Source organism: Vibrio sp. OPT18 (assembly GCF_015163615.1).
Lineage (GTDB): Bacteria > Pseudomonadota > Gammaproteobacteria > Enterobacterales > Vibrionaceae > Vibrio > Vibrio coralliirubri.
In genome coordinates this window covers 99,664-118,946 of record NZ_JADDYK010000051.1, presented here as the reverse complement: position 1 = coordinate 118,946, position 19,283 = coordinate 99,664, and the positions used below count along the sequence as shown (strand labels likewise).

11 protein-coding genes are annotated in these 19,283 nt (G+C 42.5%); 4 read left to right on the top strand and 7 right to left on the bottom strand.

Features of this window, described 5'->3' with window-relative positions:
- The first annotated feature begins 129 nt into the window (after positions 1-129).
- Together IQQ51_RS13075 and IQQ51_RS13070 are read left to right on the top strand one after the other, a co-directional pair.
- Positions 130-1,497 carry an MATE family efflux transporter gene (locus IQQ51_RS13075; protein WP_081322222.1) on the top strand — a complete coding sequence of 456 codons (1,368 nt, stop codon included), beginning with the start codon at positions 130-132 and terminating at the stop codon, positions 1,495-1,497.
- 222 nt (positions 1,498-1,719) lie between these two features.
- On the top strand, positions 1,720-2,376 hold the full coding sequence (locus tag IQQ51_RS13070; protein WP_048613960.1) for a nitroreductase family protein: 657 nt from the start codon (positions 1,720-1,722) through the stop codon (positions 2,374-2,376).
- Between the two features lie 109 nt (positions 2,377-2,485).
- Here IQQ51_RS13070 and IQQ51_RS13065 read toward each other — a convergent pair whose 3' ends face one another.
- Together IQQ51_RS13065 and IQQ51_RS13060 are read right to left on the bottom strand one after the other, a co-directional pair.
- Positions 2,486-3,523, bottom strand: a complete 1,038-nt coding sequence (locus tag IQQ51_RS13065) for a polysaccharide lyase family 7 protein (RefSeq protein ID WP_193841293.1) — start codon at positions 3,521-3,523, stop codon at positions 2,486-2,488.
- A gap of 66 nt (positions 3,524-3,589) precedes the next feature.
- A complete protein-coding gene (locus tag IQQ51_RS13060; RefSeq protein ID WP_193841292.1) occupies positions 3,590-4,441 on the bottom strand; it encodes a polysaccharide lyase family 7 protein in 852 nt (283 codons plus the stop codon).
- 502 nt (positions 4,442-4,943) lie between these two features.
- Here IQQ51_RS13060 and IQQ51_RS13055 point away from each other — a divergent pair.
- Positions 4,944-5,804 (top strand): oligogalacturonate-specific porin KdgM family protein, encoded by an 861-nt coding sequence (locus IQQ51_RS13055; protein WP_065676816.1) that lies wholly within the window; start codon positions 4,944-4,946, stop codon positions 5,802-5,804.
- Between the two features lie 190 nt (positions 5,805-5,994).
- Positions 5,995-7,749 carry a hypothetical protein gene (locus tag IQQ51_RS13050; protein ID WP_065676817.1) on the top strand — a complete coding sequence of 585 codons (1,755 nt, stop codon included), beginning with the start codon at positions 5,995-5,997 and terminating at the stop codon, positions 7,747-7,749.
- Between the two features lie 963 nt (positions 7,750-8,712).
- Here IQQ51_RS13050 and IQQ51_RS13045 read toward each other — a convergent pair.
- The 5 genes from IQQ51_RS13045 to IQQ51_RS13025 all read right to left on the bottom strand — a co-directional run bounded on the left by IQQ51_RS13045 (position 8,713) and on the right by IQQ51_RS13025 (position 19,183).
- Complete coding sequence (locus tag IQQ51_RS13045) at positions 8,713-10,281, bottom strand: polysaccharide lyase family 7 protein (protein ID WP_065677168.1); 1,569 nt, start codon at positions 10,279-10,281, stop codon at positions 8,713-8,715.
- A 426-nt stretch (positions 10,282-10,707) separates the two neighbouring features.
- The gene (locus IQQ51_RS13040) at positions 10,708-12,450 is read right to left on the bottom strand and encodes a polysaccharide lyase family 7 protein (protein ID WP_193841291.1); all 1,743 of its coding nucleotides are present in this window, start codon (positions 12,448-12,450) and stop codon (positions 10,708-10,710) included.
- Between the two features lie 237 nt (positions 12,451-12,687).
- Complete coding sequence (locus tag IQQ51_RS13035) at positions 12,688-14,559, bottom strand: methyl-accepting chemotaxis protein (protein WP_193841307.1); 1,872 nt, start codon at positions 14,557-14,559, stop codon at positions 12,688-12,690.
- A gap of 1,029 nt (positions 14,560-15,588) precedes the next feature.
- Entirely contained in the window at positions 15,589-16,470 is an 882-nt protein-coding gene (locus tag IQQ51_RS13030) for an NAD(P)-dependent oxidoreductase (RefSeq protein ID WP_048607064.1), read from the bottom strand.
- A 634-nt stretch (positions 16,471-17,104) separates the two neighbouring features.
- Positions 17,105-19,183, bottom strand: coding sequence for a DUF4962 domain-containing protein (locus IQQ51_RS13025; RefSeq protein ID WP_052878556.1), 2,079 nt, complete (start codon positions 19,181-19,183; stop codon positions 17,105-17,107).
- Positions 19,184-19,283 lie beyond the last annotated feature (100 nt).

Here is a 19,283-nt window from a genome sequence, read left to right as displayed (position 1 = left end):
CTTGTGTTTCAAAGACGCAAGTCAGTCTTGTTTTAGCGCCCATTTTCTAACCATCAAATACCGTAGTGTTTTCTTCTTTAAACGCTCTACTCCGTCACCTCAGAGAAAGCTTACGGTTATACACATAAGGTGTTGTTTGTGTCTTCGCAATCGTACGTAAGGAAAAATTTCTCTCTCGCCTGGCCCCTCGCCTTAAACGGTATCTTGATGCAGTCGATGTTGATGATCGACACGTTGCTGGTTTCTCCTCTTGGTGAAATCCCTTTAGCTGCAATGGGGATTGCGACGACTATCGTTGCCTTTGTACTGGGAATTCAAATGGCGCTGGCAAACGGTACTCAGTTGGTATTAAGCCGCGCAGTGGGCTCTGGCATCGCCGCGTCATTATCTAAAGCATTTTGGGCAGGGTTATTTATCAACCTTGGCGTAGCAACCCTCTTTTGGCTTCTACTTACTTTTTTCGAACAACCCTTGATTCAAGCATTAACAGACGACGCTTCCCTTCACTTAGAAATCAGCCGCTATCTAGACATCTCGAAATACATCGTTATTTTTACCGCGTTAACGCAGGTGATCATTGCTTTATTTAATGCGCTAGGCAGAACTAAAGTCCCATTCAAAGGTTACTTAATTGAACTGCCTATCAATGCTGTACTCTCGTATGTGCTGATTCATGGCTTCTCTAATTTTGAAGGGATTGGAGTACAAGGTGCTGCATTAGGCAGCATTATTGCAATAACGATCCGCTTGCTGTATTTGGTTTTGTGCGTGCATTTAAGCTCAGCGATTTCACTCAAATTAGATGCTCAGCGATCTGAATTCTTTACCAACGTTCGCCGTCACTTTATCGAAATATTCCCCGTAGCAGCGAACGTGACCATGCTTTTGATTGGCGCAACGATATATCAATTGTTGTATTCGCAACTTAACATCAACGCTTACGTAGCGATTACTTTGGTGATGCCTTGGATCAGGGCTGTCTCTCAATTTATTACCGCTTGGGCTCACTCTTCCGCGATTACTATCAGCCAAGCGATTGGCTCCAAAAAGATGGATGACCTAGTCAAAAACGTCGATACCAGTATCGATATTGCAGTCGTCATTTCTTTCGTTTGTGCACTCTTGTTCGCAGGATTAAGTCTGGTCATTGGTGACATTTACCCGAACTTGGATGAGTCTACCTATCAAGCATTGGCCGTTATCGCCCCACTCTACATATTCTTGCCAATTGTTCGTGGCTACAACACGGTTCATGGGAATGTATTAAGAGCACTAGGAAAAACAACCGCAGTCTTCAAGATCAACTTTACTGGTCAATGGGTAATTTCAATTCCATTGTGTGCATTGATCATCTTTGGTTTAGATGGCTCTATCTTTTGGGCCTTTGCTATCCAACCATTCGAAGAAGTCGTTAAAGCTTTCCCATTCCGTCACTTAGCTCGAAAGTCTCTTAAAGAGTTTGATGCCGACAAAGCCAAAGAGTTGATGTATGACTAAGTCCAAAATCATTTTGGATGAGTCCAGACATCACATTTAACACTAAGCTTTTGAAATAAAGAAAGTTCGCACAAAATCTCCAAAATACAACCTTGTCCTTTGGCAAGGTTGTACTACTTTGAAGGTAGGCATTTATTGGGTCAGTGGCTAACACACCTCAAGCAACAAAAGACTCATCAATCCAGCTTAGATTAATCGTTAAGAGAATTGGGTGAACACACTATGCATGACATTATTCAAGATCTTCACAAGCGCTACACCGTCAAAAAATACGATCCTAGCAAACGAATTTCTTCTGAAAAAATAGAGATCATCAAAGAAGCTATCCGCCTTTCTGCTTCTTCTATTAATTCACAACCGTGGAAATTCATTCTGATAGAGAGCGAAGAAGCCAAGCAACGCTTCCACGACACTTTCGCTATCAAGTTCCAGTTCAATCAACATCACGCAATTGAGTCATCGCACATCATTCTTTTTGCCTACGACCCAAACTACACCAAAGACAAATACGCTCACCGTGTGGATGTTGAAGTTGAATCTGGTCACTTACCTGCAGAAATGTACGACAACATGCTCAATGGCGGTTACGCTTTTGCAGACCTCAATACTGATGATAACGGCTTTAATGGTAACTGGACCAAAGCGCAACTTTACCTAGCATTAGGTAACGCCCTTCACGTTCTTGCGAGGCTTGAAATAGGTTCTACACCGATGGAAGGAGTCGATATGGACTTGATCGGACAAGAATTTAGCGAAGAGCTTGATGGGCACATCTGTGAAGTTGCGTTGGCAATGGGTTACTTCTTAGAGAGCGAAGACTACAACCACGGGCTACCAAAAGCACGACTCCCTCTGGATGAAATATTTAAAGTCATATAACAAGCACTTCGATCCCCGCGCTTTTAAAGAAACAAAAAGACCACTCAACATTCGGTTAAGTGGTCTTCGAAAACATTCCTTAAGGCCTGTATCTAACTAGCCTTATGTACTATTTGCCGTTCAACTTAAGCGCTGAGAAAGTCACACTGTTGTAGTCGCCATTCTTTTTATCGATAGCGAAATCGCCAGTACCGCCACAACCTGGGCCCCATACAGGGTGAGAATCGCTTACACTACATTGGCCGTATGCGCCCGCTTTGTAATAGAAATCATCTTCAGCATAACCCGTTGGTGAATCAAGTTCATCGATGCCCTTACTCAGGTCGATTTCATACTTAACCGTATCGTGACGTTCTGTTTCAAACGTTAGGTACATCATGGTGCCTTTCACTTCCACTTTGTAGCTAAACTCTTCACCAAGAGCAATACCCGCTTCACCCGGTTCCGCTGGGTTTTCCCAAGTGTTACCCCACACAGGGTAAGCGATGTCGGCACGGTTAGGATCTTTTTTCTCTAGGTTACGCTCATAGTTCCAAAATACTGAACCCATTTCTTGGTCAGGAAACTTCTTATAGAAGATCTTTAGTGGTTCATTACCATGCCCGTAACCAGTTCCAGCTTTGATTAGCTCATTATGTTTTTTAGCGTGAATCTGACCAACAACCACCGAGTGAGCTGGGTACTTTTCTGGGTACTTAGCGTTAATCGCAACGTGATTCACTTTTAGTGTCGCTTCTAGTGTGCCGCCAACCGCACTGTACTCGCTTGCTGATGGATGGCTAGACAATGCCCATTGGTTACCTTTGTCAGCAGTATCGATAGAGAAGTCAGCACCACGTGGCATCTGGCGTAACTCAGAACGCGCGTTTTTCGAGTTTTTCGTCGTAATCGCTTGGTTCTGCACTTCAAATACAAGGTTGCCGTCTTTATCAAGATGGAAGAAATCACTGTGTGAGTAGCTCATCATAGCGACCCCTTCTATTTCATCAACGCGACCATCTTCATTAATATCTGAAGGTATGGTTATTTTCCAATTATGCATATCGAATTTATCGGCAGGTACGGGGTAAGACACACCATTATTTGCAAACGACACAATAGGTACTGCTGATAGCAAAGCTACAGCAAGCATATTTTTTTTGAACATCCAAATTATCCTTAATAACAAACGAGTATTTGTAGACCCATTAATATTAAACTAGGCAGTACTACCCTAATCTGTAATAACAGGTTTATTTTTTATTGAATAAGCTAACTTGTAGAAATGGGCTTCGCTTTCACCATTCTTAAATTGGTTATAAACGCCAGCCTTATAATAACTCACCATATCCTTCCAATAGCTAATGTCGTGATTAACTACAGTGCTGTCGTTATGGTTGATGATTAACCTTTGGTTACCTACATAAATATCAAATTTGTCCGAGCCTTTTTGAGCTATCGGGCCAAGCGGTAACTTTATATAAGCTTTCTTACATTCCGCTGAGCCTTTATTTCCGCTCTTGGAGCTGCAGTTAACCGCATTATTTTTTATGATTGCCCAATACCAATCGGTCTTACCGCTTCTATTAGCATCATAAACCACGCGAACCAACGGGTGAGGTATATATCCTTCGCCATGGGAACTCTGTTTGCCATCGTAATACGTACCCTTGTTATGCACTTGCAAGTACGTCATTTCATCTCGTTTCTTTTCGCTATTCTGAACCGAATCACGAGGGTTAATAGGCATGAACTCAGCGCTTAAATGGTGGTATTTACTGGGTTCATCAATTTTGAAGTTGTCGTTAACGCGGAGCTCACTGCGGTTTTTATAGCCCGCCATTTTAAAGACTAATGCTTGAGTCGGTTCATCAAGATAAAAATGTTCAAAGACCACCCCATCGAATTCACCTTTACTCGCATAGTCCTTTTTATTCCCGGGCTTCCCCTTAGGGTCAGACATTTGCAGCTTAGAAACTTTCAAAATCTCTTTGAATTGAGAGGAATTAGCAGGGACTCCTAAATCGGACGCATACGCTCCTAACGAAAGTGAAGTAGCTGCGGCTAAGCATATTAAGTTTTTCATTTTTCTTTCTCGACCAACCATTTGTTAAACGTACAGACCATGGAACCAACAAACTAACCAATGAAATAAAAGCAGTTTAATTCAAGTCATCCAGATCATATTGTTACGACCATCGATAAAACATTTGTATTATTTTATCACATGGCTTTTGTATTTCTTGGACAAGTGGGGAAATTGAGAGACCAGTCATTATTGAGATTAAACACAGTATTAAAAGTGGGATATTCATAACACTTTGCTATATGACGAGTTAAAAAAGTTAAACTTGTTAACTACAGCGCCATATTTTAACAATTGAGAGTGTTTTTTGTTCGAATTATAGAAATTTTCGTGACTCACAACTGAATTAACAAACTAGTCAATACTACATTTATTCGCATTGAGTACCAGCTCACGGTTTTTCATAAACTTAACATATAAGATTATTGTATGAGTTATTGGGTGGCTCACTAGGAATACCCTACCTTTACTTAATCTTAAATCTAAAAATACGAGAGTAATGATGAAAAAAATGAATATGGTTGCTATCGCAGTGGCAACAACTTTATTTGCAGGAATGGCATCAGCGACAACACTTGATTACCGCTATGAGTATCGTGCAGCGACTGATTATACAAAAACCAATGGCGATGAAGCTCATGTCGACGCTCGCCACCAGCACCGTGTAAAACTAGGCCACAGCTTTAAGCTATCTGATAAGTGGAAGCACTCAACAGGTCTTGAAGTTAAATTCCATACTGACGACTCTTACTACGATGAAGATTCGGGTAGCGTAAAAAATGCCAACAGCCGAAGTTTCTACAATGGCAACTGGTACATTTACGGCATGGAAGTCGAAAATACTGCAACTTATAAGGTCGATAACAACTGGTACCTACAAGTTGGTATGCCAATCGCTTGGGACTGGGATGAGCCGAACTACAACGACGGCGACTGGAAGATGAAGAAGGTTACGTTCAAGCCTCAGTTCCGTGTTGGCTATAAAGCAGACATGGGCCTAACAACCGCAATTCGTTACCGTCATGAATATGCTGATTTCCGTAACCACACACAATTTGGTGACAAAGACTCTGAAACTGGTGAACGTTTAGAATCAGCTCAAAAGTCTAAAGTCACACTAACGGGTTCTTACAAAGTAGAATCTCTGCCGAAGCTTGGCCTTTCTTACGAAGCAAACTATGTAAAATCTTTAGATAACGTACTTCTTTATAATAGTGATGACTGGGAATGGGATGCTGGCTTAAAGGTAAACTACAAGTTCGGTTCTTGGAAACCTTTTGCTGAGATCTGGTCGTCTGATATCAGTTCATCTTCAAAAGATCGTGAAGCTAAATACCGTGTTGGTATTGCTTACTCATTCTAATAAAAATAGTCAAAATATAGAATAGCCCTCTCCTCTTGTAACTTATTTGGGCATATTTTAATTACTTTACTTTAAATAATAGGATGTTCTAATCAGAATTAGCTTCATCCTAATAAATATTTAACGACTATTTATTATCTATTTCTTATGTGATTTACATATGGATTTAATATCATAAAGAGAATATTTTATGCAAATTTCTAAAGTCGCTACAGCTGTCGCTCTTTCGACAGGTTTATTATTCGGTTGTAACAGTGATGGTTTACCTATTCCGACGGATGGTTCTACCGATCCTGGAGTACCAACTTCCGCATTACTAGATGGTTATTGGGAGTTTTCTGATACCACAGTATTCTCAGCAGCCTATTCATCATCGAGTAGTGCTGACTTGCCCAACGTATATCGCTTCTCTGCAGATGGTGAAACACTTTATTACTACACTGACAATTCAGCAGATACCACACTTGGTGAATACGAACGATTTGAAACCACTTATGAAGAGACAATTGAAGATGAAACTTCAGGTCAAGTTGCGTTCACGCTATTCAATGATGACGGTTCAGTCAGCACGACATCAGTAGACGGTAACTACGCTGTATCAAATGGTGGTATTGCCATCACCGATACTAACGTCCCTCTATCAGGTACTGACCATCGTGATGATACTAATGTGACCGATGCCGCAGAAGAAGCTGATGGTGAGCCTGCTGCTGTAACTGATAATTTTGATACTTATGAAGTTGGATTACAAATTGACGTAGCGAACACGGACTACACAGCTTTAAATGTTGATGGCAGTACGAACATTGCAAACATTTCTAATGCCGTTGCTAGTTCTGGTGAGAACTCTTTGTTCTTGCACGACAACTCAACTGAAAGTAAACCTATTGTATCTCGTACATTTGTAGATGGCATAGCTGAGAGTGGGTTACTCTCAACCTCGGTCTATGTTCCAAGTGATACAAATAAATCGACTTATCTATACCTAGGAACATCTGAGGATGCTTCAACTGATGCTAGATTCGCTGACCTATATTTCGGTTCTAGTAAATTAACATTCAGAGGTCAGAATGGAGACAAGATTAATTTAGCGTCGTACTCTAGAGATACTTGGGTTGATGTTGATATGGCGTGGTCACCAAATGACGATGACACCTATGGTGTAACTGTCACTATTGATGGTGTTGAGTGGCCAGCTCTTCTAACAGCGAATGCTATTCCAGGCGCTCCAACATTGTTTGCAATGTATGTGGGTGACAACGGCAGTTTAGGTACTTCTTCTTACTTCGATAACTTAGATTCAAAACTTTTTGAAGCTCAAGTTGAAGAACCAGATCCGAGCGAAGTAACAGACAACTTCGATTCTTATACTGTAGGTACGCAGATCGATGTGGCTAACCCTGCGTACCAGACAAAAGGTGTTGATGGGGTTTTAAATACAGCAGTGATCAGTAGTGACTTTGCCAAATCGGGTTCTAACTCTTTACGCATTGAAGATGGTGCGGACTCAACCACTGATAATAACAAAGCTATCGTCGGCCGCGACTTTGCTAATGGCGCAGCAGAAACTGGCTCTGTTTCTACATCTGTATACATCCCTAGCGATGGCTATGTAAAAGCATCATACATTTTCTTAGGTTCTAATAACGATGCATCATCTAGTGGTCGCTTCACTGAAGTTGTATTTACATCTAGTATGATTAAATTCCGCAACGAAACAGGCAGCCAAGTTGACCTTGCGTCATACTCAAAAGACACATGGGTAGATGTGACCATTTCATGGGTAGATACAGACATTACCGTCAATGTTGATGGAACAGACTACACTGGGTTAAAAGCTGAAAGTGCAGGTGGTTCCCCGACCGCTATTGCACTATACACTGGTGACAATGGTTCAAAAGGGACATACACCTACTTCGACAACCTAGATTCAGACCTATTCTAGTTCTCACTAGAAAGTCTGTTTGACTTAATTGCTAGATAAAACAAATCCCTATCAACGCATTTGATAGGGATTTTTTATTGCTAGCTCAAGAATAAAAAGCAGACTGGCGATTAATTTAAGCTCTCTGACTCAGCGGAACTTTACTTCAGCGTGAATAAGCACCGATTCTGCTAGTAAAGAATACCCCCTTGCCTCTCTAATTATTTAACCCTCTCAAAAGCCCTGTATCTATCATAGATAAACAAAAACCCTCAGCTCTACACTCCACCCACAAATTATTATTCAACATCACCGTACCATACAATCAAGGTATTTACGGCCTGTAAGCAACTAACCCTCAAGCGCATCCCCTTGATCACTAGATTCGTTTAACCATCGACTTGAACCCGCCTGAGTATTTCATGAAGCATTGGCGCTAATAGAATAATGGCTAACCCTGCCCTTCTAGTTATGAAAGAGTTGAAACACTATTTATTGCTGTTGCTAGGAGTCTTGCTAAACAACCCAAAAGTGGAGGTTTCAAAAACAGAACGGGAGTAATCAGCCAAGTTAACGCTTATTAGAAGACCACGTACAACAATACGTTCGTGTATAGACGTTGCATTGGTACATACCTTGAGAACGAAGTCGAAGTTTCTAGCTATGGCGATTCCAAAATAATATTGGCATTGTACAGCTTTGAATGAGAGACAATATGACCTGTTATCAGCTGAGATTAATCATGACTGAGGTTAATGGTGATCGGCGATGGGGGGAGGATAGTGACTGAAACTCATAACGACTGAAGTTAATACTGAATGAGTTTACTAAGACTGTTCTAAATTCAGTGTAACTGATAACTATCCCCTTCTTTTACTAAATTGAATCATACTCTTTGCCTAAACAGCAGGCACAAAAAAGCCTCCAAACCCTGAGGCTAGAGGCTATTGCGATAGCTTTAATATTAAGTGTTATTCGACCAGATTACTTTTTGTATTGATCGTGCGATACGTCTAGTTGGTAGAAAGTCGCTTGTGAGTAATCATCTAGGTCGCCGCTGATGTTTTGGTTGTAAACACCGGCCTTGAAGTACATGTACTTGCCGCCTGCATCGTAGCCACTGTTGCTCATATCAACCACTTGTACAACGTCGTCTTTGCCTTCACGCATTAGCGTAACCGTCATCGTGTTGCCTTTAACATCAATACGGTAGCTGAACACTTCGCCAAGTGCGATACCATCGTCACCCACTTCAGCCGTCATGTCGCCCACTAGAGGGTAGAAGTCCTCTTTAGTTGCATCTTGGCTTTCGTGTGCGAAGTAAACCGCACCCGTTGCTTGGTTTGGCAGTTTACGGTAGTACAAACGAATTGGTTCATCGTTTTGATCGTGAATCTGACCAATGATAAAGCGGCCTACTTCGTTCGCATTACCTGTCGTTGTTGCGTGATCGATTTTCAACGTTGCTTCTAAAACGCCATCAATACCAGCAGCAGCTTCTAAGTCAGACTCAGGTGCGCTTGAGAATACCCAGTTGTTCTTGTTAACACCTTTAGTGCTAATAGACTGGTCACCACGGCGCATCATTTCGCGAAGCTCTGTACGCGCATACTTAGTATTTTTAGAGGTACGAACACCTTTCACGTAAGACTTGAAGACTAGACCACCATCGTCAGCTGTGTAGAAGATCTCTGGGTGTTGGTAACCGTTTGCAAGGTTCCACTCAGAAACATCATCAGGCTTACCGTTTTTGTCATGGTCGAATGGTTGAGATAGGTACCAATGCGTCATGTCAAAGTTTTCGCTTGGCGCGTTACCTGCAACTGGTGTCGCTGGCAGGCCTGTTGGAACTGGCAGTGCACTGCGTGTGTCACATTCAACTGAGGTCTCACAAGGGTAAACCGCTGCTACACCAAAGTTACCTGAACGAAGATCTTTGCGCGCATCTTTACGTGCTTTTTCCACTGCTTTCATTTCAGCGATCATTGCCGCTTCTGCAGCTACTACGTCTGAAGTGATGATATGGCTAGCAGGACAAGCGTTAATGTTACAGTTAACCGCAGCTAACCCGGTCACACTGTTCCAACCATTTTTGGTGTTACCGTGACCAACGTATCTTACGTAGCGCGCTTGCACTGCTGGCTCGAATTGGAAACGCTCTAGGCCGATCGCTTTACCTGAGCTCAGTTGGTTTTCAAGTACGGTTGTCCAGTTTTCGCCATCGACACTTACTTGAATATCAAATTTAGACTGGCGCTCGTTACCTTTGCTGAAAGATGCTTGAACCGCATCAAATTCTTGTACTGAACCATAGTCTAGTGTTGCCCACTCACCGTCACCCGCAGATGACCAACGTGTTGTTAGGTCTTGGTCAATGAGACGATCAGGTCCGTTACCATCATGGCTACTAGCGGCAACAGCAACTGGCGTCAGAAGCGCTTCACCAGTTTCTTTGTTATTTGGGAAATCAACAGTCGGTGTGCTCGTGCTCGCACAACCAACTGCAAGTAAAATAGAAGAAGCGAGTAAGGTTTTTAGAGTAATTTGTTTCATATCTAATCCATTATTATAATACAAAGACAGCGTTCGTAAGTGAAAGATAAATTGGCAAACACGAGCTATAAGGCGTTTTCTCTCTCAGTATTTGCGATAACACAAAAATATTACGTAATCTTATAATACAAATAAAACACTTCGTTGAATAAATGAGACTGGGAACACTTTTCGCTTTTTCCATACTTTAACTGGATCACACTTCCTATTGATAAAAGACAACATATGAAAATTTCGAATGCGAAATGGGCTATCAAGGGCGAAAAATCCGAGCGGTAATGGTGAGAATGTGCATCACTCGAGCAGAGTATTTATCGTTCAGAACATCTCATTCACCAGTGTCGCAGCAGTTAAAAAAAGACCACATTGTTAGGAATCAATATGGTCTTTAAAGCAGTCATTGTTGTTACTCAAACGTTAGCTAATTCAATAATGTTCAGCTCTAAGAGAACTAAAGCTCACATCAAACACTTCACCCGCATAGTCGCTATCAGGCTTAAATTGTGGGTAGATGCCCGCTTTGAAATAGAAAGCGATGTCTGTCGATGTCCAATCTGACGTCAACGAGACCGTGTCCCCATTTTTATCTGTGTAATGTTGTCCCCAAGGGATTAAATGAGAAACGGTGTTGGTTCCATCTAAATCATGAGTCGCCAAGTAGATACCTTCTTGATTGGCTCGAATCGTATATCGCCACTCTTCACTTGCCGAATAAGTCCCTAACTCGACACTGAACGGGTCACAATGATCACAGTCTTGGTTGTTGCGCTCAAAATCAGAGTTCAGTATCACTCTTACTGGCTTACTCTCGCCTTCCCATAACAGTTTCACCAATGCTTGATTGATCTTCCAACCATGGATTTGTCCAAGTACCACTTTTGGATCTTGATTGCTGATGTTCGGGTAATCTTCAACTCGCAAGGTGGCGGTGAGCTGATGGTTAGTTTTATTGGTTCGTGTGTCGTTCAAATACCAACTTGTGTCTTCATCGCTGGTGCTGCAGTCCGGTTGAGTACTGCTTTGATACAACTCCCTTAACTCAGAGCGAATATAGTTAGAGTTTTGTGTACTAGTGCCATAACCCATATCCGCTCTAAAGTGCATTCTTCCTTCATCGGTATTGAAATAAGAAAGACCAATATCGCTGTCGTAGACATCACTGTCGTTGGCGAGAAGGTCTTTGCTCGATTCACAGCGCTCAGGTTCTAGTTCAGCAGCACTGTCACCGCCACTTCCATACCAAGTGTCTTTGCTCGCAGGAATCGTCAACTTCCAATCGTTAATGTCCCAATCGTTTGAGCCGTTGGCCTGTGTGGTGGTGTATCGCAGTACCTGAAAGTGAGCCGTGGCTTCACCATTTTCAAATTGATTATAGATACCCGCTTTAAAGTAACTCAGTAGGTGCTGCCAGTAGGTGATGTCTTCGTCGACTTTAACTTCATCGTTCACTTTGATCGCAAGGGTGTTTTCATAAACAGAAAGATCAAACTTGGTGAAGCTATCGAGATCCGCCTCTCCCAAATCGTAGCGATTATATGAAGTGGCATAACAATCTGAAGAGTCAGCGGCACTGCTACAGTCAATGGCATTGTTTTTCATGACTGCCCAGTAGTGACCTGTGAGCCCATCTCGCTCTTGCTCCCAAACTACACGCAATAGTGGATGAGGGATATAACCCGTACCACTCTCGTCCGTGCCTTTGTTGTGGATCTGTAGCACGGTCACTTCATCATGATCAGCGGGAGAACTCGCCATGGCATGCTCAATATCAGGCAAACTTATTTCCGCATGCAGACTGCGCCTTACGCCCGCTTCGTTGATATCGAAGTTTTCTCCCTCACGAACTTCAGAGCGCATCTTGTAGTTCGTCATTTTGAAGATAAGATTTTCCGTCTCTTCATCAGCATAAAAATAATCACTGACATAACCATCGAAGTTACCATCTTTGACTTCAGAGGTTTTATTGCCCTCCTCTCCATTAGGATCAGAGACCTGAAGATCTGAGCTGGAAAGAATGTTTTGATACTTGGTAATATCATAGGGAGCAACAACACCAGCGGGCATTCCTGGGTTATTGGTATCGGAAGGATCACTGCTGTCACTGGAGCTGCTTCCACCGCAGCCATACGTAAGCGAAGCGAGTACTACGACGAAGATTGGCTTGTTCACATTTATCTCACTTATCCATAAGAATAGAGTGATAATGTATATTTGTACTATTTTATGTCAATTATCTATTTATCAGAATGTGAGATGCGGCAAATGAAGTGGGATGAATGAGTATTGCGTAGAGTTAGATTCAAGAAAAACGCAGAAAGGCCACTCTAAACTCGCAAGCTATTGAGTGGCTCTCAGATCAACAACTAAACTTAGTATGTTGATTTTTAAATATAAATATTAGAAAAGTTAAACCTTAAAGCTGCTCATCAAGTCACTAACGCTGCCGTTAAGTGTTTTGATTTCTGCTGATTCAATCAACTGATCTTGGCTTAGCTTATTAAGCTCCTCAACAAAGCTTTCAATCTTATGCATGTTCTTAGCAATGCTCTGAATAAGGGCGTTCTGCTCAACAGACGAACCCGAAATATCGTTATTAAAACGACTTACCGTTTCCATCTGTTCCGTTAGCTTGGCCAACATATTTACCGCTTGAACCACTTGGGCACGCGTCATTTCACAGTTACTTTTGGTCAACTCAATCGATTTAACCAAACCATCTGATTTAGACTGCAAGCCAGACAGCGCTTCATCAATTTCAGAAGTACTGATTTGAGTTCGGTTGGCTAACGCACGGACTTCATCAGCAACCACCGCGAAACCTCGGCCATGCTCACCCGCTCTCGCCGCTTCAATTGACGCATTCAATGCCAGCAAATTAGTTTGTTCCGCAATTCCTCCAATCACAGACACGATAGACTGGATGCTCTGCGTTTCATTCGCCATTGAGCGAATATCATCAGAGGTGGTGCAGACTTGCTTCTCAAGATCACTGATATAGGTTTCCGTCACTATGTTAATTTGTTTCGTCTCATCACTGAACACAGCGGCCTCTCTTGCTGCTTCTGCCGCCGACTGAGAACTCTTCTCGACTTCGTTTGATGCTTCAGATAAGCCGTTAATTGCAGAGACCACTTGAACCGTTTCATCAGTGTGAACTTTCAGTACATCGCTGGTTTCTTTACAACCTTCACGAATACTCAGTACCTTAGTATCGAGATCCGAGTTCTTAAATTTGACGTCCTTAACCATCTCTTGCAGACCAATGATGAACAAGTTGATGTCTTTGGCGATATGCCCTAAGTCATCATTCCCCTTCTCAACAAGCCTTTGAGTCAGGTCTCCGTTACCTTGAGATAGATCGTGGACGATTTTTCTCAGTGACACGATTGGGCGGTAGAAGCGATTCAGCAGTAAAATCATCAATATCACCGAGCCAAGCACACATGCCACGATAAGGATACGCGCACTCGACATCACGCCATTCAACTGATTGAGCGCGAGTTCAGGATCGATACTAGAGATCATGTACCATTCTTTCTGGCTGCCAATATCCACTTTCTTGGCCATCAAAATTCTCTGGTTGCCATCAATCACACCCTCAATGAATTGGTCAGGCTGTTCAATGGCACTATTGAGTCTCATCTGAGTATCTGCAGAAGATATATTGCTTTGCGGAAGTACGTTTTCGACTGTTGAAGCGACCACCATCCCTTTCTCGTCGATAATAATGCCTTTGGCTTCGTAGATACTGTCCAGCTGTTTAAGCTGAGTTTCCAAATCGTCAAAACGTATGTCGGCCATGATGACACGATCTTGGTATGAGTACGTCACACCAATCATAGGCACTTGAGTACTCTTAGTGAAAAACAGATCACTAAAAGATAAGCCTGATTTCAATTTGGCTTGTTGATACCAAGGTCGAGTGGTTGGATTGTACTTTTCTTTTATTCCAACACCGTTAGGGAAAGACTCTGAAGGGCGAGAGGTATAAGAACGGCCGTCGTCAAAACCCACTACAATCTTGTCAATGCCACCGAGCTTTGCAGCATAATGCATGAGTGCTTCATTCGGCACTTGGTATGGGGATGTCATGAACTCTTGTGCAACAGAGGTAACGGTATCGATGGTGCGCTGAACGGTACTTTCTATTTGATTGATTTCTATCGTAAGCGAGTGATCAATCTCGTTATAAATCGTTTGGTTTACCTGTTCAGTGGCCAAGTTAAGCGTAAACCAGTTCGTAAATGCCAAAGCACTAGAACTGACGATCGCTACCATTAAAATCAATTTTCCTTTAAACCCTAGAGACAATTTTGAATTCATAAAACTCATCATCCATATCAACCTATGTCTATTATTTTCATCCGAATGAAATGGTTATTTTTTGCATTTTCGAAGATACGGGAAGTGAAACCTGTTCATGCCGATCCATCGTCACAACCATCATTTTAATTAATATTGTATGCTTAATTGACCAACCATTCTGTGAGCGATCTTGATATATTAAAACTGGCTAAAATCGCGCTGTGACATAGGTATCATTTATGAGTTTGGATTTTGTTCGAAGTTAAACATTGACGCATAACGCATTCAAATAGATCGAATTTTAGATAATTAGCTCATCATTTCTCCGATAACACTTTTTCGGAAACTCTTCTTCTTCTCCTCACCCAGTAGAGTAAAAAAATGAGTCTTAACTCACACTTCTACCAACTAACCATTCACTAAAGGCATTCAATCTTAAAATTTATTTGTAATACAATAAGCCTTAAGTTATGGTGTATTTGAATCATAACTTAAGTTCTTTCTGGATGCTTTTGTTCAATTCAAAGTGATAATTGAAGCAGCCGCTTTAAGGTCATTGAACGCGTTTAACGTAGAAACTGTCGGGGGATCTCGTTATTCGTTTTTTCACTTACTATTGCTCATTTGTTTTTCCAGACGGCTCGTCCGAACATGCCCATACAGTCACCAGCTGTGTGGGCTTTTTTTTACTTTCTTTTCAGGACCGATATACGAGCAGTGTTAAGCCATCACCAACAATCATGTAAGTGTGCTGGTTTTAAGTTTACGAAGAAAAGTAAATGAACGAGTGGGCGCTAGAAGGTTTTGAATTTACCGTTAGAAATAGATATAGAAAAAATAGGAATTGAGGCAGTAACAGAGTTTTGATTAGGTGTAGCTGAGGAAATTGAAGTAGAAGGTTTTAACGAGGGAACAAAGGTTGGATATGGCAGATAAAAACGAACCTCGCTCAGGTATCGCCATCTAAAAGACAGGCAATACCCTAGCGAGGTCGTACGTCGATTACTTCTCTAGTTTAGCGAAGTAGTCGAAGATTACTGGTACGTCGTTGTTACCCATGCCTGCATCAACAGCAGCTTGTAGGCTTGTTGCAGTACCTTGAGCGATTAGAGACTCAGTACCTAGCTCTTCACAAAGAGCAAGGAAGTAACCAAGGTCTTTGTTTGCGTTAGCAACAGAGAAACCTAGCTTCTCTTCGCCGTCTACTGCGTAGAACTTACAGAATTGCATGAACGGAGAGTTAGATGGACCTGCAGACATGATGTCAAACAGTTGTTGGCCATCAACACCAGCGCGTTGAGCAACAGCGAAAGCTTGAGACATAGTCGCAACAGTTGTCATACCCATGAAGTTGTTTACAAGCTTAGTCACGTGACCAGAACCTAGAGCGCCTAGGTGGAATACGTTTTCGCCTTGCTCTTCAAGAACAGGTTTAACTTTGTTGAAAGTTTCCATGTCGCCAGCAGCCATGATGTTCAGAAGACCATCTTTAGCGTGTGCAGGAGTACGACCTAGAGGTGCGTCGATCATGCCCGCGCCTTTTTCAGCAAGAGCTGCGCCGATTTGCTTAGTAGAAGCAGGGATAGAAGTACCGAAGTCTACTAGTACTGCGCCTTCTTTGATGCCCGCTAGAACGCCATCTTCGCCGTAAACGATTTTTTCAACAACAGCAGAAGTTGTAAGACAAAACTGAACGATATCACTTGCAGCAGCTAGTTCTTTAGCAGAAGTGAATGCAGTTGCGTTGCCGCGATCTGTAACGCGAGCAACAGCTTCAGCGCTTAGATCCATTACGTTTACGTGGTAGCCGCGCTTTTGCAGGTTTTCAACCATGTTGCCGCCCATAAGACCTAGGCCAATGAAACCGATTACAGGTTTAGTCATGTTCAAACTCCAAATATAGTATTGTATGATTATATGCTCATTATAATAACTACGTCTTTCTCGTTACGCAATAGTTTTAGGGCATTGATTTAATGGTTAGACGTAAGTTGTGACGGGGGTTCACTTTACGAGAAAATATGGGTCACGCTTTGTACTTACAGGAACTATTTGCCACTTTAAAAACCGTCTATTGATGAAATAACATACGTTAAATGTCATACGATTAGTAAGCACAAGCTACGCCATTACCTATGTATAGTTCACGACTCCCCTACTCAGCCAGTGATTAGACCGTTCACGCAGAAGTAAGTCATATCAGTTTTTACGAAAAGGTGTTGGCGCCCTATTCTTTTAACAGAGCGATAAATGCTGGTCTCGTATACGACTCCAGCACCTTTCATTAAGCATAGTAGCTGAGTACATACCCAGCCTTTGTGTGTATCAGCTTCCAGGTTCAGCCCTTAAGCCACTGACTTGGTATCGAGAAGCGATTGATTCTGGTTCATTTAGTTTTCTTTCAACCTGATGGGCTTCCCAACGTTGCCAACTTATCCAACTTACTAACTAGCCAAACAAAAAAACTCCGAGCTTTCACTCGGAGTTTTTAGTATCTAGCTTCTGTTGCTTCAGCGAATTACAGTTCGATTGAAACCGTTTCACCATCAACATTTAGCATTAGCGTGTTGCCTTCAAGCTTGTGAGACACTTCAACTTGCTCGCCTTCGTTCTTATTAGGAACAAGAAGCGTCAGGATGTTGTGCTCTTTCGATGGCTTGAATTCCACTTCAACGTGACGGTGGATTTCAAGATCTTTGAACTCGTATGGGTCAACTTCGCCAAAACCTTCAACGTTCTTAACTGACGTGATGTTATCAGCAGACTCGTTGATGAAGTTTACGTCTAGGTGCGCAACTTCGCCACGGATAGTGAAAGACTTGTCTGCCACTTCGTTTGCGAAAGTTGTGTGCATTAGCCAAGTCATGTCTTTCTCTTCAGAAAGCGTTGCCTTGTCTTGCATTACGAATACTTTACCTTGAACAAACCAGACCTTACGCTTGTAAGATTCAATTTCAGGAACGAAGTACTTGTAAGACGCTGTTGCATCACCTTCAACCATCTTCACATCAGATTCAGTGTCGAAATCAGAGATGTTGCCGCCCGCTTCGATACAGAAGCGATCTTGGTGGTTTTCGTAGCCTGTATTCTTGTTCTCGCCATACTGACCTTTACCGCCAAATAGTGGAAGGTTCTTAGAGAACGTTTGACGACGCCATTTAGTGTGCATATCAACACCGAAACCACCGTAGTAGCCAGTAATTGACGCTAGCGTTTCACCGAATGCATGCAACGTGAATGCGTTTTGGTCACCGTGAGAGTGGCTGATTGAGCCAAACGGAGAACATTTGAATACCATGTGAATATGGTTATCACGCTCAGTCATCTTGTTGTGGAATGCAGCCCAACCCGTGATTGGGAATACTTTCAACAGTGGATCGTTCGATGGTGCTTTCTCTTCAGGAGCATCCCAAAGGAAGTTAAAGCGAAGATCGTCGTAGCCGAAGTCCCACCAACCGAAGTTGTAGAATTTGGTGTGTGCTTCAGTATCACGGCCTTTCAGTTGGTTGTAGTACCAAACATACTCAGGCTTCTGGTTAACACCTGCGTAATGCTTGATGTTGTAAGCCAGTTTTAGACCCGGGAAATCACCGATTGAAGACTGGTCACAGAAGCTCGCGCGCTTAGAGTGAACAGGCATGCAGTAAAGCGGGAAATCACCTGTGTTTTCGTAGAATGTTTTGTTAAACATGTCTACACCACAGTATGCTTTCAATAGGTCGAATGCTTCGCCTAGGAATGCAGTTTGTGTGTTCCAGTAGTCCGGACCTTCAGCCCAACCGCCGTCTACACCGCCCCATGGTGGGTAATGTACTGCGTAATATTCTAGAGCGTATGCAATGTACTCGCCTGCTTTCGGGTGATCGTGGTAAAGCGCGATACACGTTGGAATGATAGCAGAAGAGATAGAACGAACACCGTGGCTGTTCAGTGGGTTGTTCAATAGATCAACCGTCACTTTCAGGTGGTGCATAATTTCGTCTAGACGCTCAATCAAAGCATCTTGAACTTGCTGACGTTCTTCATCTGTGAAGTAGCCGTGTAGCCAGTCGTAACCCCAAGCCATAGCCGCGATAACACGGAAAGCCGCTTCATCGTTATAGCCACGAGAAGTCACGCCTTCTGGATCGTACGTAGACAGTTTTAGAGTCCAAGCTTTTGCTTTAGCAATTAGCGCTTCGTCTTCTTTCACAACACCAGCAATTGCTAGGTTACGTGTCGCGTTCAGTGCCATTTGGCAATCAACGTACATTTGACGCCAGTAAGGACGCCATAGAGAAGCTTTACCTACCGTCTCAGCTGGGTACGCTTGAGGCTCTTCGAAAGGAGCAGTCTCAAGGAACTTAACTGTCGAGTTGTTGTAGAAGTCATCAAACATGCAGTGAGCTTCATCAGCTTTCACTTTCGCTTTGAATTCTTCTAACTGATCTGCTTGAACAAGAAGGCGTGGACGCGCCTCGCTCAAGTTGTCTAGGAATGATAGGTCGAAGTCACGTTTCTGTACTTCGATAGGGAGTAGGTCTACAAGATTACCTGCTGAAGTATCATTCTCCAGCTTCATCTTCCTGATTGCATCAAGAGATTTTTGGTCGCTCATTCTAACTCACTTATTTTTCAAGTTGATTGAAAGGAATTAGTAATAATATACGTCTTATTGTAGGACAATTGAATCTATTTCGGTTCGATTGAACCATTTT

What these genes read in the sequence shown, in the direction of transcription:
- IQQ51_RS13070 (WP_048613960.1), top strand. Translation starts at nt 1,720, where the DNA reads ATGCATGACATTATTCAAGATCTTCACAAGCGCTACACCGTCAAAAAA.
- IQQ51_RS13065 (WP_193841293.1), bottom strand. Translation starts at nt 3,523, where the DNA reads ATGTTCAAAAAAAATATGCTTGCTGTAGCTTTGCTATCAGCAGTACCT.
- IQQ51_RS13060 (WP_193841292.1), bottom strand. Translation starts at nt 4,441, where the DNA reads ATGAAAAACTTAATATGCTTAGCCGCAGCTACTTCACTTTCGTTAGGA.
- IQQ51_RS13055 (WP_065676816.1), top strand. Translation starts at nt 4,944, where the DNA reads ATGAAAAAAATGAATATGGTTGCTATCGCAGTGGCAACAACTTTATTT.
- IQQ51_RS13050 (WP_065676817.1), top strand. Translation starts at nt 5,995, where the DNA reads ATGCAAATTTCTAAAGTCGCTACAGCTGTCGCTCTTTCGACAGGTTTA.
- IQQ51_RS13045 (WP_065677168.1), bottom strand. Translation starts at nt 10,281, where the DNA reads ATGAAACAAATTACTCTAAAAACCTTACTCGCTTCTTCTATTTTACTT.
- IQQ51_RS13035 (WP_193841307.1), bottom strand. Translation starts at nt 14,559, where the DNA reads ATGGTAGCGATCGTCAGTTCTAGTGCTTTGGCATTTACGAACTGGTTT.
- IQQ51_RS13030 (WP_048607064.1), bottom strand. Translation starts at nt 16,470, where the DNA reads ATGACTAAACCTGTAATCGGTTTCATTGGCCTAGGTCTTATGGGCGGC.
- IQQ51_RS13025 (WP_052878556.1), bottom strand. Translation starts at nt 19,183, where the DNA reads ATGAGCGACCAAAAATCTCTTGATGCAATCAGGAAGATGAAGCTGGAG.